The organism is Paenibacillus sp. USDA918EY (assembly GCF_009870825.1).
Classification (GTDB): Bacteria; Bacillota; Bacilli; order Paenibacillales; family Paenibacillaceae; genus Paenibacillus_AQ; species Paenibacillus_AQ albilobatus.
In genome coordinates this window covers 90403-110804 of record NZ_WTWY01000016.1, presented here as the reverse complement: position 1 = coordinate 110804, position 20402 = coordinate 90403, and the positions used below count along the sequence as shown (strand labels likewise).

Annotated in this window: 22 protein-coding genes; 15 read left to right on the top strand and 7 right to left on the bottom strand. The window is 52.1% G+C overall.

The annotated features are described in order from the left end of the window. Positions 1 to 95 precede the first annotated feature (95 nt). The 6 genes from GQY55_RS24665 (at position 96) to GQY55_RS24640 (ending at position 6308) form a co-directional block, all read left to right on the top strand. Complete coding sequence (locus GQY55_RS24665; protein WP_160044574.1) at positions 96 to 1007, top strand: hypothetical protein; 912 nt, start codon at positions 96 to 98, stop codon at positions 1005 to 1007. An 81-nt stretch (positions 1008 to 1088) separates the two neighbouring features. Then, a complete protein-coding gene (locus GQY55_RS24660; RefSeq protein ID WP_160044573.1) occupies positions 1089 to 1826 on the top strand; it encodes an ABC transporter ATP-binding protein in 738 nt (245 codons plus the stop codon). After that, the gene (locus GQY55_RS24655) at positions 1819 to 2568 is read left to right on the top strand and encodes an ABC transporter permease (protein ID WP_160044572.1); all 750 of its coding nucleotides are present in this window, start codon (positions 1819 to 1821) and stop codon (positions 2566 to 2568) included. The genes GQY55_RS24660 and GQY55_RS24655 overlap by 8 nt, the downstream gene beginning before the upstream one ends. A 12-nt stretch (positions 2569 to 2580) precedes the next feature. Then, on the top strand, positions 2581 to 4038 hold the full coding sequence (locus GQY55_RS24650; protein WP_160044571.1) for a sensor histidine kinase: 1458 nt from the start codon (positions 2581 to 2583) through the stop codon (positions 4036 to 4038). Then, positions 4035 to 4727: a response regulator transcription factor gene (locus GQY55_RS24645; protein WP_160044570.1), complete on the top strand. Its 693-nt coding sequence runs from the start codon at positions 4035 to 4037 to the stop codon at positions 4725 to 4727. Before GQY55_RS24650 ends, GQY55_RS24645 begins: the two co-directional genes overlap by 4 nt. A gap of 216 nt (positions 4728 to 4943) precedes the next feature. After that, on the top strand, positions 4944 to 6308 hold the full coding sequence (locus GQY55_RS24640) for an erythromycin esterase family protein (RefSeq protein WP_160044569.1): 1365 nt from the start codon (positions 4944 to 4946) through the stop codon (positions 6306 to 6308). Positions 6309 to 6410: 102 nt separating this feature from the next. Here GQY55_RS24640 and GQY55_RS24635 read toward each other — a convergent pair whose 3' ends face one another. The 6 genes from GQY55_RS24635 to GQY55_RS24610 form a co-directional block, all read right to left on the bottom strand. After that, positions 6411 to 7340 carry a DUF4261 domain-containing protein gene (locus tag GQY55_RS24635; protein ID WP_160044568.1) on the bottom strand — a complete coding sequence of 310 codons (930 nt, stop codon included), beginning with the start codon at positions 7338 to 7340 and terminating at the stop codon, positions 6411 to 6413. Between the two features lie 14 nt (positions 7341 to 7354). Next, on the bottom strand, positions 7355 to 8242 hold the full coding sequence (locus tag GQY55_RS24630) for a YwqG family protein (protein ID WP_160044567.1): 888 nt from the start codon (positions 8240 to 8242) through the stop codon (positions 7355 to 7357). A 259-nt stretch (positions 8243 to 8501) separates the two neighbouring features. Then, positions 8502 to 8942, bottom strand: a complete 441-nt coding sequence (locus tag GQY55_RS24625) for an SgcJ/EcaC family oxidoreductase (RefSeq protein WP_160044566.1) — start codon at positions 8940 to 8942, stop codon at positions 8502 to 8504. A gap of 32 nt (positions 8943 to 8974) precedes the next feature. Further along, positions 8975 to 9547 (bottom strand): PadR family transcriptional regulator, encoded by a 573-nt coding sequence (locus tag GQY55_RS24620; RefSeq protein WP_160044565.1) that lies wholly within the window; start codon positions 9545 to 9547, stop codon positions 8975 to 8977. A 193-nt stretch (positions 9548 to 9740) separates the two neighbouring features. Next, entirely contained in the window at positions 9741 to 10592 is an 852-nt protein-coding gene (locus GQY55_RS24615) for a DMT family transporter (RefSeq protein ID WP_160044564.1), read from the bottom strand. Between the two features lie 15 nt (positions 10593 to 10607). Beyond that, positions 10608 to 11573, bottom strand: coding sequence for a metallophosphoesterase family protein (locus GQY55_RS24610; protein WP_160044563.1), 966 nt, complete (start codon positions 11571 to 11573; stop codon positions 10608 to 10610). Between the two features lie 248 nt (positions 11574 to 11821). Here GQY55_RS24610 and GQY55_RS24605 point away from each other — a divergent pair, with 248 nt between their 5' ends. The 3 genes from GQY55_RS24605 (at position 11822) to GQY55_RS24595 (ending at position 14497) form a co-directional block, all read left to right on the top strand. Continuing rightward, on the top strand, positions 11822 to 12622 hold the full coding sequence (locus GQY55_RS24605; RefSeq protein ID WP_160044562.1) for a DeoR/GlpR family DNA-binding transcription regulator: 801 nt from the start codon (positions 11822 to 11824) through the stop codon (positions 12620 to 12622). A gap of 423 nt (positions 12623 to 13045) precedes the next feature. Further along, complete coding sequence (locus GQY55_RS24600; protein WP_160044561.1) at positions 13046 to 13882, top strand: alpha/beta fold hydrolase; 837 nt, start codon at positions 13046 to 13048, stop codon at positions 13880 to 13882. A gap of 156 nt (positions 13883 to 14038) precedes the next feature. Then, positions 14039 to 14497, top strand: coding sequence for a DinB family protein (locus GQY55_RS24595; protein WP_160044560.1), 459 nt, complete (start codon positions 14039 to 14041; stop codon positions 14495 to 14497). 47 nt (positions 14498 to 14544) lie between these two features. Here GQY55_RS24595 and GQY55_RS24590 read toward each other — a convergent pair whose 3' ends face one another. After that, complete coding sequence (locus GQY55_RS24590; RefSeq protein ID WP_160044559.1) at positions 14545 to 15291, bottom strand: MBL fold metallo-hydrolase; 747 nt, start codon at positions 15289 to 15291, stop codon at positions 14545 to 14547. Positions 15292 to 15418: 127 nt separating this feature from the next. Between GQY55_RS24590 and GQY55_RS24585 the strand changes: the two genes are divergently transcribed. The 6 genes from GQY55_RS24585 (at position 15419) to GQY55_RS24560 (ending at position 20299) form a co-directional block, all read left to right on the top strand. Then, entirely contained in the window at positions 15419 to 15847 is a 429-nt protein-coding gene (locus GQY55_RS24585) for an Lrp/AsnC family transcriptional regulator (RefSeq protein WP_373309285.1), read from the top strand. A gap of 68 nt (positions 15848 to 15915) precedes the next feature. Beyond that, a complete protein-coding gene (locus tag GQY55_RS24580; protein ID WP_160044558.1) occupies positions 15916 to 16476 on the top strand; it encodes an NADPH-dependent FMN reductase in 561 nt (186 codons plus the stop codon). A 135-nt stretch (positions 16477 to 16611) separates the two neighbouring features. Next, the gene (locus GQY55_RS24575; protein WP_160044557.1) at positions 16612 to 16833 is read left to right on the top strand and encodes a hypothetical protein; all 222 of its coding nucleotides are present in this window, start codon (positions 16612 to 16614) and stop codon (positions 16831 to 16833) included. Positions 16834 to 17300: 467 nt separating this feature from the next. After that, positions 17301 to 17567 (top strand): CD3324 family protein, encoded by a 267-nt coding sequence (locus GQY55_RS24570; protein WP_160044556.1) that lies wholly within the window; start codon positions 17301 to 17303, stop codon positions 17565 to 17567. Between the two features lie 209 nt (positions 17568 to 17776). Next, entirely contained in the window at positions 17777 to 18334 is a 558-nt protein-coding gene (locus tag GQY55_RS24565; protein ID WP_201452222.1) for a GNAT family N-acetyltransferase, read from the top strand. A gap of 222 nt (positions 18335 to 18556) precedes the next feature. Further along, entirely contained in the window at positions 18557 to 20299 is a 1743-nt protein-coding gene (locus GQY55_RS24560) for a methyl-accepting chemotaxis protein (protein WP_160044555.1), read from the top strand. The last annotated feature ends 103 nt before the right edge of the window (positions 20300 to 20402 follow it).

Sequence of the window (20402 nt, the reverse complement as noted above, 5' to 3'; positions counted from 1 at the left end):
ACAGAAGGCTTCGGCAAATCGGATCATGGAGGTGAGGTAATAAACATTCGCAGCCGGCCGGTAGCTTTCGAATACAACGTAAACGGAGAATAGCGATGAGAAAAAAATGGTTACCTGTTGCAGCCGGTTTCGGCTTGGGCGCCGTCATGCTGCTTTCCAGCGGTTTTTCGGCGATGGCGGGCACTTCGGGTTATGACGCATACAAAACGGCGGTAAAAAACACGAAAACGGTGCAAAGCATGACTTCCCATGTGGACGTGACCGTGACCGATAACGGAACGAAAGTGCTGTCGGGCGCGGCGGTCATCAAAATGAATCATAAGCTGCAAACGATGAGCATGTCCGGTTCAATGAATGACGGCAAACAGACTCACGAGATGCAGGCGTTCAGGCAGGACGGCAAGATGATTTTCAAAAGCGGGGATCAAGAGGAATATCGGGTCGTGGCGCAAAATGCTGCCAAATGGCAGCATCAAGACGGCACGGATGCAGCCCCAGGCATGCCGAAAGCGGCCGAGCAGGTGGTCGACGCGCTCATGGGGAACATCCGGAATCTCGCCACGGTTGAAAATGAATCGGACGGAAGCAAGCAGGCCGAGCTGCATCTTTCCGGAAGCCAAATTCCCGCCGTCGTCAACGCGCTCGGATCTTTGGTCGCATCCAAGGCCGGCAGCGGGGATTGGGAACATAAAAGCTGGAAACAGGATGCTGGGGTTTCACATCCGTCTTCCGAATGGCATCCCAGCCTTCCGAAGCTGACCGACCATATCCAGGTTGAACAAATCAATTTCGACGCCAAGATCAATCCGGATCAAATTCTTGAACGGCAGACGGCGGAAATCAGCATTACCGGCACGGATGACACAGGCAAAAAACATGATCTTTCCGTTCAAATTCATATCGGCCTTTCGGATTACAACCAAACGACTCCGGACCGTGTGGATTTGACGGGGAAACCGATTAAGGAAATGCAAGGCGACGGGCCAAAGCGGGGCTGGCATCACTAAGGGGCAAGGCAACCGGGGGCGGCGGCAAACCGCCCCGTTGCCTTTCGCATTGAAGCGTTTCTTCTAAAGGAGTGATCGAATATGGATACATTGCTGGAAGTGCAAGATGTGACCAAACGTTATTCGAACGGGCGCGGCGTCCGCAATGTCAGCTTTGACGTGATGAAGGGGGATATATTCGGTTTTATCGGTCCGAACGGCGCAGGCAAAACGACGGTGCTCAAAATCATCTTGGGTTTGATTCGTCCGGATGAAGGAAACGTCCGCATCTTCGGGCATCCGGTGGCGGAGGCTTTCGAACAGGCGATGGGCCGCGTCGGCTGCCTGATTGAAACGGCGGATGCTTATGAATATATGAGCGCGTACGATAACTTGAAGCTGTCCGCCCGGTTTTACAGGGAGCTGCCGAAAACGAGAATGGATCAGGTGCTTGAGCAGGTCGGCCTTGCCCCATACAAACATGAACGGGTAAGCGGATATTCGCTGGGCATGAAACAGCGGTTGGGGCTGGCATCGGCGCTGCTGTCGAACCCCGAGCTGGTCCTGTTGGACGAACCGGCCAATGGCCTCGATATCGAAGGGATGGCCGATGTGCGGAATACGATTTTGCGGCTGTCCAAGGAGCAGGGAATTACGTTTTTGATTGCGAGCCATCTGATGCACGACCTCGGCATGATCGCAAATAAGATCGGGATTATGCATAACGGAAGCCTGATCCGCACCGGGAACGTGGATGAATTGCTGCAGGGCGGAACTACGCTTGAGCAATTCGTTCTGGCCCAAATCCAAGAGGAAAAGGACGCGAAACAACATGCATAGTTTAAAGGCAAATACGATCAATGAAATCGAGAAAATATGGCGCAGGCGCAAAACCAAAGTCTTTTTGCTTCTTACCCTCCTTATCCCGGTCATTTCCACCCTGCTGCTTTCCCTGCTCAAAAACAAAACGAGCGTCGTCTGGGGACTTGGAGGGGATTTGCCGATGCTGATGCTGAATCTGTTCACGTTTTTCCTGCTCCCGATGATGTTGTCCGTCACGGCCGTCGATTCTTTTTCCGGTGAAGCGGCTGCCCGCACGATGAAGCTTGTTCTCGTTCGGCCTATCACGCGAGCCAAAGCGTTTGCGGCCAAGGTGCTTGCCCTCATGGTTTACGCAGCGATTTATTTGGCGGCGCTTTGGATCGTTTCGAGCGTTTCGGGATGGGCGATCGCGGGAGACGGAATGACCGGCGGTTTTGCGGACAGCGTAAAAGCGTACCCGGCTGCTTTTCTGCCGATGGCGGCGATCGGTTTGCTGTCGGTGTTTATCGCGCAATGTTTCCGGAACGGCAGCGGCGCGTTGACCACGATCGTTTTCGTCTATGCGGCCGCCAAGCTGCTGCCTTTGATTTGGCCGCAAGTTTCGGCCTGGTCCGTCTTTTCCTATTCGGATTGGCATGTGCTGTGGACCGGAAGCGTGGCTCCCGCCGGAAAACTGTTCAGTTCATTTTTCTTTCTTCTCGCTTATATTATAATGGCTTATACGGCGGGACTGCTGCTGTTCGAACGAAAACAATGGTAAGGAGAATGCCCGGTGTCCATCAAGACCAGACTGTTGCTTTCCTATATCGCCATGACGGTTATTCCGGTCATCCTGTTCGTTTTGGTTGCCCTGGGGCTTTATTCCGTGTTTCTGAAAAATGCGGATGGGAGCGGGAATCAAGTCTTCTGGAAAACGACCAACGAACGCGGCGATCTGGTTGCCGGCATAAAATTCATGGCACGGACGGACCCCGACCGGTTTGCGGATCTGAAGTTTTTAACGTCGACGGATGAACAATTAAAAAGGCTGCAAGTCGGACTTGTCGTAACCAAAAATCAACAAATTACGTACGCGTCCTCTCTTGTGGACGAGAAGGATTTATATCAAAAGCTTCAGGAAACACAGGTGGAACCGTCGGAACATGATTGGGGCAAGGGCAAATGGAATAACCGCTTTGCGGTGCAGAAATTCGATATCGGGTTTGCCGACAGCAGCAGCGGGGAGGTATATTTGCTTACGGATATGAGGCCGCTGTTGGCCGGGTTTCGGAAGCTTTTTCCGCTTCTTCTTTTATCGCTGATTATTGTTATCGGGTTAACGAACGGCATTTTAACCTTTCTTATGTCCCGAAACCTGATCAGACCTTTGTATGCCTTAAAACATGCCGCGGTACAAATCAAAGAAGGGGATCTCAGCCATGAGGTGAACCTGCAGCGGAAAGACGAAATCGGGGAGCTGGGGGCGGCTTTTGAAGAAATGCGTTTCCGGTTGAACGAGTCGATCCATTTGCAACTGCAATACGAAGAAAACCGCAAAGAGCTGATCTCCAGCATTTCCCACGACCTGAAAACGCCGATCACCGGCATCAAAGCATGCGTGGAAGGGATTCAGGACGGCATTGCGGAAGGAGAGAAGCGGGAAAAATATATCGAAATGATCGCGAAAAAAACGGATGATATGGATCGGCTCATCGACGAGCTGCTTTTGTTTTCGAAATTGGATTTGAAGCGGCTGCCGTTCCATTTGGAACAAGTCGATCTTGCCGCGTATATGCGCGACTGTGCCGAAGAGCTCCGGCTGGATCCGCGCCTGGAAGGCGTTGCGGTCGGATTTTCTTCGAATGCCGGCGGGCCTGTTCAGGTGGTTGCCGACCGCGAGAAGCTGCGCAGGGTTATCATGAACATCATCGACAACAGCTTGAAGTATTTGGACAAAGCGGACAAAAAAATGAGGCTGGAACTGTTCGACGGCGCAAGCGAGGCGACGGTCAAAATCACGGATAACGGCGCGGGCATTGAAAAGGAATCGCTGCCGTATGTTTTCGACCGTTTTTACCGCGCGGAACCTTCAAGGAACACGGACACCGGAGGCAGCGGCATCGGACTTGCGATCGTCAAGCAAATGGTCGAGGGGCAAGGCGGAAAGGTATGGGCGGAAAGCCAAGCCGGAGAAGGAACAAGCATCTATTTTACGTTGCCAAAGACAAGTCATGGTGGTGAGCGCTCATGAAGCGGATTTTGATCATTGAAGACGAAGACATCATTGCCGAAGTGCAGAAGGACTACCTGGAAGCAGGCGGCTTTGGGGTGGAAATTGCGGCAAGCGGGGATACCGGCCTGAAAAAAGCACTCGAAGAGGAATATGATTTGATCATCCTCGATTTGATGCTGCCGAAAACGGACGGATTCGAAATATGCAAGCGCGTCCGCCAGGCGAAAAACATTCCGATTTTGATGGTGACCGCCAAAAAAGAAGACATCGATAAAATACGCGGTTTGGGGCTGGGGGCGGACGATTATATCACGAAACCTTTTAGCGTAGGGGAGCTGGTCGCCAGGGTGAAAGCGCATTTGTCGCGTTACGAGCGTTTAACGTCGGATTACAGGGCGAGATATCAGGATGAAATCCGCGTCAGGGGCATCCGGATCGATAAAATGTCGCGAAAGGTATTCGTCAACGAGTCGGAAGTTCCCTTAACGTCCAAAGAATACGACCTGCTGCTGTTTCTTGCCCTTCACCCGAACCGGGTGTTCAGCAAAGACGAACTGTTCGAGAAAATTTGGGGTCTGGACGCATTGAGCGATAATGCCACGGTGACTGTTTATATAAGCAAATTAAGGGAAAAAATCGAAACCGACCCGTCCAAGCCGCAGTACATCGAGACGATTTGGGGAGTCGGATACCGGTTTAATTTATGATGGGGAAGGGGGAATATATTAGGGGTTAGGCGACCTGGACACTACCGGTGAAGGGTCGTTTTTTTTGTGCTCTTAAAGGCCGTTACGTTGACATCGGCGGAAAGAATGGAGGTCGTTTCGAATTTGGCATTTGCCGTGCCGCTTTATAAATTCTTTAGAAGTTCCCGTTACGATGATGGAGAAAATCGAATTGATTTATAAGGAGGAAAAGAATCGATGGGAGCATGGAAACGATTGACGGGCGTGATCGCGGCGGGGCTGGCCATGGCTATGGCGCTTTCGCCGGTCGGTCCGCCAGCGGCTGCGGCTGCGGGGAACAATGCGGGGCTAAAGGCAAATATCCGGGAAATCCAATCCCTGACTTCGGAGGACTATAAAGATTTGGCTTTTCTAAAGCCCCTGTTAAAAGACAAAACCGTGGTCAGCCTTGGCGAGAACTTTCACCGGGTCGCGGAATACAGCAGCATGAAAACGAGGCTGGTCAAATATTTGCATGAGGAACTCGGTTTTGACGTCATCGCCTTTGAGTCGGGGCTTGGCGATTCTTTTATGACCTACGAAAATGCCGGGACACTGACGTCCAAAGAAATGATGGAACGCTCGATTTTTCCGGTCTGGCATTCCAAAGAAACGCTTGCTTTATTCGATTACATCAAGGAGCAGCGCAGCACGGGAAAACCGCTGTACCTTGCCGGTTACGATATGCAGTTTACGTCCGCCTATTTGACCCAATGGATCGCTGAATGGATTGCCAAGGTAGACAAGGAACGGGGGCAGGATTATTTCCGATTCGAGCTGCAGGCCATGACCGATTTGTATAAGGTCCTCAATGAATACGGCATGGACAACAATCAAAACCCGGCGGCCATACAGGAAATCAAGAAGGTAAAGGATCAATACGAGCCTAAATACAGGGCATTGATCCAGTTTATAAAAGAGAACCAAAAACAGCTTGCCGCGGCGTATCCGCAAAATCCGCATATCGTCGACGTTGCCGTCAAAACGCTGGAAGACCGGATCAAGTTTATCGAAATGGGCATGTACGATACCAAGGAGAGCTATGAGTTCCGGGACCGGATCATGGCGGACAACGTCGAATGGTTAACGAAAGTCATGTATCCGGGGAAAAAAGTGATTTTGTGGGCGCATAACGACCACCTTGCGAAAAACACGTCGAAAATGAGCGTCAAAGAGCATGGGAAATGGGTCAACAGTTTTACGAGCATGGGGGAGCTGCTTCATAAAAAGCTGAAGGACAAGGAATACGTCATCGGCTTATACATGAACAGCGGCAGGGCAAGCACGATTACGACCCAGAAGACCTTCCCGATCAAACCGATGCCAAAAGGAAGCTTGGAGCGGCTGATGATGGGAAGCGGGTATAAAATCGCCTTCGCCGATTTGTCCAGGCACAAGACGCCGAACCAAAACAATTCCTGGATGTTCAAGCCGATTTACGCCGCGGAGGACGGCATGACGTCCGAGATCATCGAACCGATGGCGATGAAGTTTGTTCCCAAGGAGCAGTACGATGGCATCATCGTTTTCGATAAAGTCAAGGAGCCGACGACGAAATATTAATAGGCCGGGCAAGGACGCTTCACTGAAGAAAAACGCAAACAAACCAGTCCCAACGCCAATGGATGGGGGGACTGGTTTTCATGTTTCGATGGCTTGGCGCTTCTATTCGGTCGGCGCGGCGCCTTGCCTACCCGCGTAATACGGCTCGCCCGGATCCAGGTCGATCACGACCCTGCGCGGAGCGGCCAGCGCGTATTGATGCTCGCAGCGCCAGCGCATATCCTCGGTGAAACCGATCGTTTCCCCGTCCCCGATGATGTCTCCCTGTTCAAACAGGTAGTAGCCGATATTGGTCAAAGTCCCGGCCACGTCATCGGGGTTTAAACCGTAAAAATGGCACTGTACGTCCGGAATGCCGAGGGAGGCCAGCCCAACCGTATCCATCAGGCTTTCCCGACGCTCGCTGCCCGTGCCTTCCACGTTGTAAAAGCGGACGTTCATGGCGCCATACAACCGGGCACCCTCTTCGATGGCGGCCAGATACGCTTCGGGTTCCACCAGCTTATCGCTTGCCCGGAAATAGATCGCATCGCACGGAGCCGTTTCGAGCACCGCCCGCAGCGCACCGGTAAACAGCTCCAGCCGTGTTTTCGGCTCCAGCCCGGATGCCATCATATCGACGAGCAGCAGCGAATGCGCGCATTCCGCCAGCGTCTGTCCCGCCTCATGCCAGTGCCAAGCCTGCTGAATCGCGGTGCCGTAATCGGCAGCCGAACGATTTTCGATTTCCACCAAGCTCGTTTGGGCCGGCATTTCTCCTTCCGCATATTGCACCATGTAGTTCAAATGGAAAAAATGAAGCAGATCCTTGTCCGCTTCTTCATTGGCTTCCCATACGGCCAGGCCCGCCGTCTTCTTTTGCCGTTCCGACTGGTCCAATTTCCCGGTATACCGCTCCATGTTGGCATAAAGCAGATCCCGATCCAGCTTGGGCTGCTCCCTGTATTTCAGTTCGACCGAATACACCCGGGCAAATCCGAAGTCTTGTTCTTCTTGAAGCAGTTCTTTCGTGTCCAGTGTCTTCCCCTCCATTCATGTGCTAAGCGTCAACTCGAATATAACGAACAATAGGTGCGGTCAAAGCGGCCCGCCAGCAAATCCTCTTTGCGAATGAAAAATTGAAGCTCGCCGGCGTCCCACCAGCAAAAGCCGATGTCGTTGTCCGAGTCAATTTCGAGAAGCAGCAGCGTATCCCGGATTTCCTGCAACGCTTTTTCTTTGTTCCCGCCAAAATGCGCAGCGATCCGCTCAAGGGCATGACCGGTATGGTAATCGTATTTTTCGCCCGTCAGGATCATTAAAGCCGCTTCGTATTCGGCGTCGTCATGCTGCCCGTCCGGGTAGCCGAATAGCAGAGCCACGTCCCCGTTCCGGCTGTCCGTGATGGACCAGATGAGCTCTTCGTAATCCGTGTAATCCGCCGTGTCGTTTTCGACTTGATCGGTATCGACATAAGCATAATTGGGAGGTTCAAGCGTGGCTCTCGGCTCAAGCCGGTATGCGCGAAAAGCGCCTTCGAGCGCGGTCGTCTCGGGAGCAGGGCGGCGCGAAGCGGAGGCAAGCTCCTCCTCCGGTACATGGATGACGCGGTGTTCGATGTTGTAAGCCGGCTCGTCCACTCCGACGAAAAAATAAAGCATGCCGCTGGCCGGAAGCAGCGAAGACTCATTCGCGGCCATAAATTCCTGCAAATTCAGCTGCGTTAAAAAGGTCATCGGCACGCCTTCCGACGTGACGGGCCATTCGATACGGGAAGGCAGGTCGGGGTCGCCGCCGATGCGGGAGGTGCCCAGCTTATCGTCGTCCGCCTCACCGGCTTTGGCGCACCGGATGCCTTGGCGCGTATGCGCCAATAAATAAGGCAAAGCATGCTCGAATTCATTTTCCCGGATCAATCTTTCAAGTTTAAGCCGGTTCCGCTCATTCAAATTCATCCTATTCCCCCTTAATAAAGAAACGTTTCTAAACACACGCTTCCCGTATTTTGAATGCCTTGTTAGATGATGCAAGGCCATGGGCAATATGATCATCATACTATGTATCTTCAGGGCGCTTCCATAGTCCCATATGCCCATTCCATGGCATCAAGGTAAGACTGAAGGTTACTTTACTTTTGCCGCTAATGGTGAGCGAATGGAAGAAGTCGAACGAAAAAAGGGGACCGAGGCCCCCTTTTTTCGTTTTTTTTCATGCTTATTTGCTGCTTCGGTTCATCAGCCATTTGACAATGAAATTGAAATTTTTGATGCGGCAGTTATGGAACGCGGTAATTTTCCACTCCCCGTCCTGCAGAATCACCACGTTTGTGTTGATCGACTCCCTGTTTTTGGAATAGTTTTTTTGCTGGCGTTTTTTGGTGTTGCCGATGCAGTGGACGATGGCTGTCTGGTCGTTCAAAAACCGGATGGCGCTGATCTTGCCTTGCATTTGCGTCCCCTTCAGCACGCCGTCAAACAATTGCCGGTGGGAGCTTTCGACTTCCTCACGTCCTTTGAGATGCTGCCCGAAAAAGGTGACGTAGTCGGCGTTTTCGGTGAAACAACCGGCAAATGCCTTGGCGTCTCCGGCGCTCCAGGCGGCGAACAGCCGGTCGAATAAGGCGCTGATTTGCGTTTCCGCTTGTTTTTGGGTCATCACATATCCCTCTCTTTTCTCAAAAGTTAAGATTAATTTGATTTGAAATCGGCACTGATTTTCTCTTTTAACCGGAATACCCACTGCCGTTCAAGCTCCAACTGATCGATCTGCAGATCCATCAGCTCGCGGATGGTCCGGTAGAAATGGGTGTCCTGCATCGGCTCGATTTGGTCGGGGTTTTCGTCAAACTCGGATTGCTGCTGCCGGATATGGTCGATCGCCTTTTCGCAATATTTCATGTAATGGCTGACCAGATACAGTTGATCTTCAAAGCTTAAAAAATCCAAATAAATCGCTTTGATATGGAAAATCTTCGGGTAATTGCCGGCGTTTTTTTCCGTATCCATCATGAGCTCGAAAAACCGTGTTTTTCCGCGTTCCGTAATTTCGTATGTTCGCGAAGAACGCTCCGTGGGAAAAGGGATAGCCTCAGCCGCCGCGTCTTGAATAAGCCCGTCTTTGTACAGTTTGTTCAGCAGCGTGGACAGCGTGCCGCGGCTGATTTTCTCCCATGGGCCCAGCGTGTCGTTTGCGATTTTGGAAATAAGGTATGCATGCAGCGGAAATTTCATTAGCAGGGAGAGCACAAGCAGTTCGTACAAGGTTCCATCACCCTTTGTTATTAGTTTTAATAAAACTATACTCACAAAACTATTTTCTGTCAATGGGCTAAACAAAAAATGATTTCTATGATCATGAAAAAACCGCCCCCCAAGCGAACCGCGCCCCAATCGTTAGACGGAATCTAACATGGGAAGCGCAGTTCACCGTCAAGGCGGTTATTTTAGAATTCGGTTATCCCAGCATGCCTACCAGCAAAATGCCGCAAAAGACGACGATCGACGTGGCGATCCGCTTTAAGCCTTGCTGCTCCTTCAAAATGAGGATGCCGAGGAAGGTCGCGAAGACCGTTCCGATCTCCCGCAGCGGGCTGATATGCGCCATCGGCGCCTGCTGCATCGCAAACAGGAAAAGCAGGTACGAGCCGGGGTTCAGAATAGCGCCGAGCAAAATCGTGGAACGGTTCTTGCGCCATTCCTGCCGGAGCTGCCGGGAGGCCAGAACAAGCGGCGTCAGCCCGAGCACGAAACCGATATTGGTCGCTTCGGATAAAGCCAGGGGGGACAGGTTCTCCAGGTTCAACTTATCCACGAACACGTAGCTGGTCGTGCATAATCCGACGCAAAGCGCCAGCGCAAATGGTTTTAAGCCATGCGGCTGGGCTTCGGTGCGTTTGCCGCCGAGTCCGCTGAGCAGGAAAAAGCCGCCGAGCATGCAGACGATCCCGATCCAACCGTACAAGGAAAGCGACTCTTTGAGGAAAAGGACGCCGATGATCGGGATCAGCAGCGTACTCGTGCCCCGCATGATCGGATAGATTTGCGACAGATCGCCAAGCTCATAGGTTTTGGACAGGAGCCAGGAATAGAGGGCTTGCAGCGCAACGGACAACAGGAGCAGGCCGTAACCGCCCCAAGTCAGCGGATTGCGCCACAGCTCGGCGACCAAAATCGGGAGCAAAACCACGGAAGGGATCATCATGATCGACCATAAAAAGACGCCTTTGTTCAGGCTCCGTTTCGTAAACATGCTCCACACCGCATGGGCCACCCCGGAAGCGAGTACGAGCAAAATCGAGAATAACATGGATGATAAGACCCCTTATGCTTTAATTTTGTCCTGGTCCGGATGATGAACCGGCTGCTCGGCGACGACCGAACCGTCGTCAAGGCGAAGCCAGGTGGCGAAGTCGGACTCTCCCGCCGTCAGGCGGATGACGCGGGCGCCGCGCCGGAAACCTTCCCTGCCGTACGTGTTGTAACCGCTCGCCCGTCCGTAACAAAGGTGGATGCCGTGCAGCGTGCCGTAATAATCATTGACATGGTCATGGCCGCAAAACGTTCCGATGACATCGCCCATTTCAAGCAAGGCCGTGAACAATCCCGAGTTGACGGGAGCGCAGCAGACCGGTTCGTACTTATGTCCGTAACAGGTCTGGGTGTCCCATACTTCCTGATATTCGGGGACCGGGATATGGAAAAAGGCGAGCGCGGGCAGCTTGCCGGCGTTTTCGGCCGGATTCAGCCGCTTGGATTCCTGTACCAGCCAGTTGATCTGGTCGCGCCGCACCCAGTTGTAATAGGGGACGTGGGGCAGGGGCGAGACGGCGCCGGAATCGAGGAAATAGAGGTTAGCCGCCGGGTTTCCGTGCGCATCCAGCAGTTCGATCGTATAGTTGCCTTCGCCGGAAATTTCCTTCGGACCGGCTTCCGCGACGGAATGCTCGTGCTGCATGGCAAGCCGAATCAGCTCCTCCCGCGTAATGCGCTGTTCGGTGTCATGATTGCCGAAAACGACGGCCCAAGGAATGCCCCGCTCTTCCACGGCGCTGACCGCTTCCCGAAAAGCCTGCTCCGGGTTCCCGCATTCGGCGTAGCCCTCGGATACGGGGCCGGTATAAATGACATCGCCGGTGAAAACGACGAGATCCGGTTTCTCGGCATCCAGTGTAAGTTCCATTAAAGCGCGGGTGCGATGATCTTCGGGTTCCCCGTTTTTCCAGTGAAGATCCGTAAATTGTACGATCGTGAAGGTTCCGTCCTGCCGGAAGGATAATTGGCGGCTCATGAATTGTTTCCTCCTTGTAAAAAATAAACATTGAAATGTTGTTGTTTTATGTTTAAATGTGTTGTTTTCGTGTTGATTGTATGCCCTGCGTAAAATGTTGTCAATTCTTTTTTTTATTTTGACCACATACATGAGACCATGGCCTTTTCATCGTTTGACAACGTTTGTCCGGAACGAATAAACTGAAAAAAACAACAAAAAAACACATGAAAGCAATTGGAATTGCACAGGCAAGGAGGAATGCAAATATGTCCCTAACCTATGAGGAGCGGCGCGAAACCATTCTTGCCGAGCTTGGCACGAAAGGAAAGGTTCAGGTGCATGCGCTGGCCGGCATGTTCAACGTTTCTACGGAAACGATCCGGCGTGATCTTGACCGGCTGGAAAAGGAAGGCAGGCTGCGGAAGGTTTACGGCGGCGCGGTTCAAACCCGTTCCGAGCGGATCGAGCCGACTTTTATGAAGAGATCCCAGATGCACAGCAGCGAAAAACGCGCGATCGGAAAGCTTGCGGCGTCCTTGGTGAGAGAAGGAGAAACCGTTCTGCTCGATAACGGCACGACCACGATCGAAATTATGCGGGAGCTGAAGGACCGGGGCGACGTTACCGTCATTACCAGCTCCGTGCCGATTTTGGCGTGCGCGCTGGACGGATTCCAGGGGAAGGTCATTTTTGCCGGCGGCGAGGTCCATATGGGCATTCAGGCGGCGACCGGGGCGATCGCCCATCAGCTGCTCGATCAATTTAAAGTGAACAAAGCTTTCATTTCGGCCGGCGGCATTTCGCTGGCGGACGGCATCACCGAATACAATCTGGAAGAAGCGCTGCTGTCGCGCAAAATGATGCAGCGCACCGAAGAAGCCATTTTGGTGGCCGATCATTCCAAATTCGGGGTCACGACGTTCGCGCAAATCGCGCCGATCGAGCACATATCGATGATCGTCACGGATCCCGGCTGCTCCCAGGAATGGATCGATGCGCTCAACAAGCTGGACGTCGAAGTGTTGATCAGCGGCCAGAACGGATCGTCCCAAAAGGAAATGATTTGAAATCCATCCGGTCTTGTGTTAGGATAAGGGCAATTGATATGAACGGAGGGATTACGTGTGTTGATTTTTTTTCCGGTTTCTCTTTAAGCGAATCGTTTTATGCTTGAAGTCTGTGCTGTTGGCGCAGTAATCGGAAAAAGGATCAATATGCGGCAGCCGCGGCTTGATGCCATCGGTTGTGTTAGACACGATATCTTGCTGGTTCAGGGATAAGGAAAAGAAGAAGCTGCGTGCTTCATGCTTTTTCACACACCTTATGCCGTTGGATCGTTACGTCAGCGCATGCCGCTGATACGGGCGATCTTGCCCCAGCCGGCGATAGGTCGTCCGTTTCATTCCGTTTCCGATTACTGCGAACCGACACAGGCGAAAGCCTGTGTTTTTTGTTTTCATCAAATGACAAAGTAAGCGGAGGGATATGAAATGACGGAACGATTTATACAAACTCGAGGCGTCGGCATTTGCTCGGAAAGCTTTGGGGATCCGAAGGACCCGGCGGTGCTGCTGATTATGGGCGCCTCCGTATCGATGATTTGGTGGGAGGATGATTTTTGCCGGAAAATCGCCGATAGAGGAAGGTTCGTCATCCGTTACGACAACCGCGACGTCGGACGATCGGTCACCTATGCGCCGGGGCAGCCCGAATATTCGTTTGAAGATCTGGCGGACGATGCGATGGGGGTTCTGGACGGATACGGCATCGAAAAGGCGCATATCGTCGGCATGTCGATGGGCGGGCTGCTGACGCAAATTTTGGCGCTGCGGCATCGGGAACGGGTGCTCAGCGTGACGTTGATTGCGACATCCAATTTTGCGCCGGGGCTGCCGCCGATGGAAGAGAGGGTGGAGCGTTTTTTTGCCGGGCAAGGAGAAGTGGACTGGTCCGACGTGGAGGCGGCTGTTTCCTTTTCGATCGAACGGTGGAGAGTTCTCCGGGGTTCCGGACGTACGTTCGATGAACAAAAAATCGCGCTTTTATCCGAAAAAGAAGCGAAACGCGCCGTCAGTCCGGCCAGCATGACAAACCATGCCTTTGTTACAGGCGGCGGGACGTACCTTATGCGAACCGGCGAAATCGACCTGCCGACGCTCATCATTCATGGCACGGAGGACCCGATCATTCCGTACGCGCATGCGGTTCATTTGGCCGAAGTGATCCCGGGTGCCAAGCTGATTTCGCTGAGCGGGGCCGGGCATGAGCTTCATGAGGAAGATTGGGACACGATCGTTGGGGCGATCATTGACCATACAGCCCGATAAAAGTTTCATCTGCGTTACACAAAAGGTCTGCTCTCGGTACGCCGAGGCAGGCCTTTTGTACGGGGGGGGAATCACGATAAGCGTTCGTCGGGAAAAACTGGTAAAATGGGGAGAGGGAAATTTATCTCATTTAATACACAAGGAGGGGGGCACGTTTTGAAAAATGCTTTAGAACGCTTGAATCAGGCGATTGCAGAAGTTCCGGCAAAATTTCGCGAAATGCCGGAACCGGAGCTTTCCTTGCGTCCGCAGCCCGAAAAATGGTCCCGCAAGGAAATACTCGGCCATTTGTGCGACTCCGCGCTGAACAACCTGCAAAGATTTGTCCGGTCCCAGTATGAACCGCAGCCGAACCAGATCATTCCGTACACCCAGGACGAATGGGTGCAGCTGATGGGGTATCAGGAGCTTCCGTTCGATCATGTGTTGATGTTGTGGTCAAGCTTGAACAAGCAGGTGGCTGCCGTGTGGGAGCGCATTCCCGCAGAGCGGCTGGACAACGTTTTTTTGTTGGGCGACGGGCAAACGGTCACATTGCAGTGGGTGATCGACGACTATGTCGATCATCTGGAACATCATTTGAAGCAAATCTGCGGAGCAGAACTTTATAGTTAACGGCATGATTCATTAATCATGTTGAATAAGGCATCTCCGAAAGAGGATTAGAACCACTCTCCATCAATCGGGATCTGCACCTGGCCGGCAAGGCCTTCGGTATCCAGCCTTTCCCGTAGCATCGCTCTTGTCGTGAAACAGTGATTTATCGCTTCCATATGGACGGCGGCCACTTGGGTATAAGGGGCGTAGCGGCACAGGGTCACCACGTCGTTTTCGTTCATGATGATCGGCCCGCCCTCCAGGAATTGGGCTCCGCCTGCGTTGACCACCGTCACATCCGGACGGTAGCGATCCAAAGCCACTTTCACGTCATCGCACCAAATGGTGTCCCCGGCGATGTATAGGGTAGGTTCGCCTTCGGCTTGGAATACGTACCCGGATACTTGGCCCATCCGCTTGCCGATTTCGCCCGTGCCATGTTGCCCGGTTGTCCGAAAAATCGCCGTTCCTTCATATGAGATGCTTTCGCCGATCTCCGTGACGTTCGTAAAGCCGCCTGCCCGGATGGCATCCGCTTCGTTTGGCTGACACCAGACCGGCACCGTTTTCGCCAAAACTTCGCTGGCTGCGGCATCCCAATGGTCGGGGTGCAGATGGGTCAACAAAACGGCATCCGGCTGAAGCCATGTTTCCATGGGGGAGGGCAGCGGAACGAGCGGATTCCTTTTGTCGTTTGCGGTATTAAAAACCGGCGGATTCGCTTCTTGTTTACTGAACATCGGGTCTATAAGAAAAGTATGGCCTGCATATTCGAGCCATAATGAAGCGTTGCGGATCAGCTGTATTTTCATTTCAGACACCTCTTCGCCAGGAATTTGTCGATCTGTTATTATTATAGGTGCGGTCGGTATGTAGGCCCATAACATGCTGAAACGAAAAAGCGGCCGACACTTTCACGGTGAAAGGAATTTGCGAAAAGTGAACCGTTTTACAATGGATGAAGTGGATATGAGGATTTTAGAGCATTTGATTGAAGATTCGACCCGCTCATTTAAGGACATCGGCGAGCTTGTTCACTTGACGGGGCAGGCGGTAGGCGCACGCGTGCGCAAGCTGGAGGATGCGGGCATCATCGAAGGTTATACGCTGCGCTGGAATCCGGAACAGGTCGGGTTGTCCGTGCATGCCTTCGTGACGGTTTTTCTCCATTCTTCCATCGCCCATCAGCGGTTCCAATCCTTCGCGCAGCAGCATGGGCAGGTGGCGGAAATGCATCGCGTCAGCGGCGAAGGCTGCTATTGGATGCGGGTGCGGGTCGGTTCGCCGCAAGAGCTGAACCAGCTTCTGGATGAAATTTTGGATTACGGAAATTATAAGGTGAGCCTGTCGATCGGGCAGATCAAATAGCGGTTGCTGAAGCATGTCCAAATACGTCTGCACCGGTACAACCACACACCAACAGGAGGAATGAAACCATGAAAGTTGTTGCGCTCGTAGGCAGTATCCGCAAAGACTCTTATAACCGCAAGCTTGCGGAGTATGTCAAAAACAAATACAAGGAACAAATGGACGTTGAGATTTTGAACCTGCGCGACGTTCCTTTTTATGACCAGGATATCGAAAACGATCCTCCTGCGCCCGTCAAGGAGCTGAGACAAAAAGTAGCCGCAGCCGATGCGGTTTTGTGGGTGACTCCGGAATACAACTACTCCATTCCCGGCGTCCTGAAAAACGTCATCGATTGGCTCTCCCGCGGCGACCGCGTGATAAACGGCAAACCGTCTTTTATCATGGGAGCTTCGATGGGCCTGCTCGGCACGGTGCGCGCGCAGCAGCATTTGCGGGACATTCTCTTTTCCCCGGGCGTCAACTCGCCGCTGCTTCCGGGCAACGAAGTATACGTAGGCGTCGTGCATGAGAAGATGGATGAAAACGGCAATATCAAGGACGAGGCAACCGTGATTTTCCTTGAATCCGTCATCGCCAATTTCGTGAAATGGTTCAATCAGCAGGCTGCGGCCATGGCGGTAAAATAATCATTTGTTACGATTCGCAGCATATGTGTAAGGAGCCCCCAGCGGCATGCCGCCGGGGGTTTTCATTTTCCGTCAAACTTGAAGGCATAAAAACGGAGCTTGCAAATATCGTAATAAAGGTTGTATGCGAGGATTTTGCAAAAATCCAAAAAGCGACTTCCAATCAGCAATGTGTTTGCGATCATTTGGCAGGTGAAGCTGCTGAACGCATTCGGCAAAAGCGGGGCATACGTTCTGTTTATTTTGATTTCGCCGGTGTACATCATTTTGTGGATGGTTTGGGGCTATTCCAGCAGCACGGTTTATTATCTGAACAACACGCCTCAGAATCCGAACGGACCTACCGCTTCTTTCTAAGGGGCTATAGCAATACGATTTTTAAGAGCAGGGCTGCGGGAGACCGGATTGGATTCTGCTTGCACCGGAATGAAGTAGGGATGCATGCGGCTTTCGCTTCGGCAATGCCTTGTTTCTCAGCGGATTTCTCCCGCACGGATACATCGTTAAGAATGCACTTGCGGGCCTCCAGCGATGGGGGTCTTTTTTTCTTTTAACATGGCGCCATAGCGCTTCCGCTGGATATATGCCCGGTTCTGTTGTACATTTAAAATCAAGCAAGGAAAGCGGAGGGAAATAGCATGAAATTTGCGAACAGTTTCAGGAAACGCTCCATGCAAAGCCCGTATGGCAGATACGGCGGCGGTAGTTTGTTATGGAGCAGGATCGGCCAAGGACCGCCAATTCTTTGATGTAACCCGGGAGACCGTATGTCATGGGCTTTGCTGCCTTATATCGAAATTTGATATCAAAGGAGCAGAAGCAGCATGAAATATATCAACGCCGAATCCGCCTTTCCCCAAAGGCTGGTAGACGAGATGCAGCAATATGTTGAGGGCGGCTGGGTATACGTACCGGCCCGAAGGCATTCGCGAAAAGCTTGGGGAGAACGCAGCGGAAGCAAGGAAGCCTTGAAACGCAGAAACGCCGAAATACGCCGCCGGTTTTGCGAAGGGCATTCCATAGAACGGCTGTCCTCCGACTATGGGCTGGCTTACGACACGGTGAAAAAAATCGTATATTCCAAAAAATAAACGCGAAACCCGCAGAGTCCATCTGCGGTTTTTTATGATATTAGAATTTATAAGTTTTTTTGGGGTCCCCGCAAAGTATTTGGAATAAACATCAAAAGCATAGACTCCACTTTGTGGGGTTATTTTGTGCAGAAAACGTTTTGGCAGCAAACGCGCCATATTTTTTTCCGGCTCCGCCACCTATAATCAACTTCAAAGGAGGGACGAAGATGAACATTACAGTGGAGTTATGCGCTCCGGAGGATAAAAGGATCATTTTTAACATGTATCCGCTTTATCTGCATGATTTGGCCGAAATCCGGAATGTGCTGCCGAATGCGCACGGCGTTTTTGAAGATACCGACGATTATGACACGCTGCAGGCGCAGCAAGCGCTGTTTGAGATCTGGTGGCAAAAGGAAAACGTGTTGTACCCATTTCTGATCCGCGCGGACGGTGTGCCGGCCGGGTTCGGACTGGTCGCTACTCCGCCTTATTTGGTGGACGACAGCGAATATATGCTGAACGAGTTTTTTATTCTAAGGCCTTTTCGCCATAAACAGGCGGGTGCAAAGGCGGCAATGGATATTTTCAATCGGTTTCCCGGCAAATGGATGCTGTTTACGACCGAAGGGGAAAGAAATGTGAGCACCCAACATTTTTGGAGAAAAACGCTGAGCAAATATACGGCCGACGGTTATGAAGAAACGGATGAGCTGCTGCCGCATTACGACAGGGCGAAGGTGTTTCGTTTTAACAGTCCAAGATCTTATCCTTCCGCTACGTAATAGCACTTGGCCGAGGCGAAAAAAAAATTTTTTTGAAAAAGAAGCCCCGTTCGCCCTTATTGGGAAAAATTGCCCTTCATATCTCCCCACCAAAATGACGATATAACATTCATCACAGTGCTGGTTGCTCAGACGACGCGATTTTGTATAGACATAAAAGAACAGAAAGCGCGCCCTGGTATAACGGCAATGAACTTCAAAGAACTAGGTGGGGTTGTGTATATGAAAAGAAGAAGCAGTCTCGTGTTGAAATCGATCATTGTCTTGTCGGTGCTATTTTTTCTCATGGAAAGCGTTCTGTCCACGTTAAACAATCTTCGGATCAAGAACGAACAGATGGAAGGGCTCAACAATATGGTGTGGACGCTGCAAAACGTCATAGCCTCTGAAATTCCGTACATCGAAAAAGCCAAAACGCTTCTTGGTACCGATGAGCTGATGAAGGACGAACAAATCCTGCTCGTTCAGAAGCAGCTGGACAGCATGAAAGGCAACGCAAAAGTGTCGAACAGCTACGTTTATATGCCGGATGTGCAAGATAACGGAGACAGCAGCAAACTGACGCTTATTCTGGCAAACACCGAATTGTACCAAAAAGGGCTTCGGCCGGGAACCGTCTATGAAGCCAAAGGGGCGTTCAAGAACGCCATTGAGGAAATGAACAAACAAGGCTACGCGGTTTCGAAGGTTTACAGCGACGATTTCGGAAAATGGATCAGCATCATCGGCGAGGTCAAAGACATCAGCGGGAAAAGAGTGGCCATTTTCGGCGTCGATTTTAATTATTCCGTCATTGCCAAAATGGAACGCGACCGGACCATCGAAACGACGTTGATCGGAACGGGGCTCGCGATTTTGTTTATCGTAATCGTCATCTTTATGGTAAGGGCGATCCTTCGCCCGATCAGTCAGCTGTCCAAGCTAAGCATTCAGGTGGCGGAAGGCGATTTGACCGTTTCGGCGAACGTCAAAAGCAAAGACGAGGTGGGGGTGCTGGCGGCCAGCTTCAATACGATGATCGGAAATATCCGTCACCTGATCGAAAACGTGCAGCAAACGTCCGAAAAGGTCTCCCAGTCTTCGAAAGCGCTGTCCGCAAGCGCGGATCAAACCTCGCAAGCGACGGAGGAAATCACCCGCGCGGTTCAAGAGGTCGCCCAGGGCTCGGAAACGCAAATGCAGTCCGCGCTGGAAAGCCAGATCGCGATGGAGGAGATGTCGGTCGGCATTCAGCGCATTGCGGAATATTCCTCGCGCCTGTCCGAGCATGCGCAGGAGGTTGCTCAAAATGCGGAGGCCGGAAATCGCGTCGTGCGCCAGTCGGTCGACGAAATGGCCGGCATCAAAACATCCGTGGCGGATACGATGAACATTTTGAAGGAATTGGAACAGCGCTCGCTCGAAATCGAAGAAATCGTGTCGATCATTTCGAATATCGCGGGCCAAACGAACCTGCTTGCGTTGAACGCTTCGATCGAGGCGGCCAGAGTCGGGGAGCATGGCAAAGGTTTTGCGGTTGTCGCCCAGGAAGTCCGGAAGCTGGCCGAACTGTCGGGTTCGTCTTCCGAGCAGATTTCGGGCATGCTGAATGAAATTACTTCGTATATCAGCCGCGCTTCCGCTGCCATGAATACGAGTATAGATCAAGTGGAGCAGGGATCGGAGTCGGTTCAAAAAGCGGGAGAGGCGTTTGAGGAAATCGTCGTTTCCCTGCAAAACGTCAACGAGCAGGTGCATGAGGTATCCGCCTCCGCCCAGCAAATGTCCGCAGGCAGCGAGCAGGTCGCCGCATCGCTTGAGGAGCTGGCCCGGATCGGCAAAAACGCTTCCGGACATACACAGAGCGTGGCCGCTTCGTCCGAAGAGCAAATGGCCTCGATGCAGGAAATCGCGGGTTCGGCGGCGTTGCTGCGAGGCATGGCGGATGATCTGGAGAAGGAAGTCCGCGTATTTAAGTTGAGATAAGATGTGTAAATGGACCCTCGGAATCGAGGGTCTTTTTTAAGTTTGCGGGTTATGGGGAGGCGATGCGGATGCATAAATTAGATGCTGCCGGAGCCTTTCTCCG

Coding starts and splice junctions, on each gene's coding strand:
- GQY55_RS24665 (WP_160044574.1), top strand. CDS start 96: ATGAGAAAAAAATGGTTACCTGTTGCAGCCGGTTTCGGCTTGGGCGCC.
- GQY55_RS24660 (WP_160044573.1), top strand. CDS start 1,089: ATGGATACATTGCTGGAAGTGCAAGATGTGACCAAACGTTATTCGAAC.
- GQY55_RS24655 (WP_160044572.1), top strand. CDS start 1,819: ATGCATAGTTTAAAGGCAAATACGATCAATGAAATCGAGAAAATATGG.
- GQY55_RS24645 (WP_160044570.1), top strand. CDS start 4,035: ATGAAGCGGATTTTGATCATTGAAGACGAAGACATCATTGCCGAAGTG.
- GQY55_RS24640 (WP_160044569.1), top strand. CDS start 4,944: ATGGGAGCATGGAAACGATTGACGGGCGTGATCGCGGCGGGGCTGGCC.
- GQY55_RS24635 (WP_160044568.1), bottom strand. CDS start 7,340: ATGGAGGGGAAGACACTGGACACGAAAGAACTGCTTCAAGAAGAACAA.
- GQY55_RS24630 (WP_160044567.1), bottom strand. CDS start 8,242: ATGAATTTGAATGAGCGGAACCGGCTTAAACTTGAAAGATTGATCCGG.
- GQY55_RS24625 (WP_160044566.1), bottom strand. CDS start 8,942: ATGACCCAAAAACAAGCGGAAACGCAAATCAGCGCCTTATTCGACCGG.
- GQY55_RS24615 (WP_160044564.1), bottom strand. CDS start 10,592: ATGTTATTCTCGATTTTGCTCGTACTCGCTTCCGGGGTGGCCCATGCG.
- GQY55_RS24610 (WP_160044563.1), bottom strand. CDS start 11,573: ATGAGCCGCCAATTATCCTTCCGGCAGGACGGAACCTTCACGATCGTA.
- GQY55_RS24605 (WP_160044562.1), top strand. CDS start 11,822: ATGTCCCTAACCTATGAGGAGCGGCGCGAAACCATTCTTGCCGAGCTT.
- GQY55_RS24600 (WP_160044561.1), top strand. CDS start 13,046: ATGACGGAACGATTTATACAAACTCGAGGCGTCGGCATTTGCTCGGAA.
- GQY55_RS24590 (WP_160044559.1), bottom strand. CDS start 15,291: ATGAAAATACAGCTGATCCGCAACGCTTCATTATGGCTCGAATATGCA.
- GQY55_RS24580 (WP_160044558.1), top strand. CDS start 15,916: ATGAAAGTTGTTGCGCTCGTAGGCAGTATCCGCAAAGACTCTTATAAC.
- GQY55_RS24570 (WP_160044556.1), top strand. CDS start 17,301: ATGAAATATATCAACGCCGAATCCGCCTTTCCCCAAAGGCTGGTAGAC.
- GQY55_RS24565 (WP_201452222.1), top strand. CDS start 17,777: ATGAACATTACAGTGGAGTTATGCGCTCCGGAGGATAAAAGGATCATT.
- GQY55_RS24560 (WP_160044555.1), top strand. CDS start 18,557: ATGAAAAGAAGAAGCAGTCTCGTGTTGAAATCGATCATTGTCTTGTCG.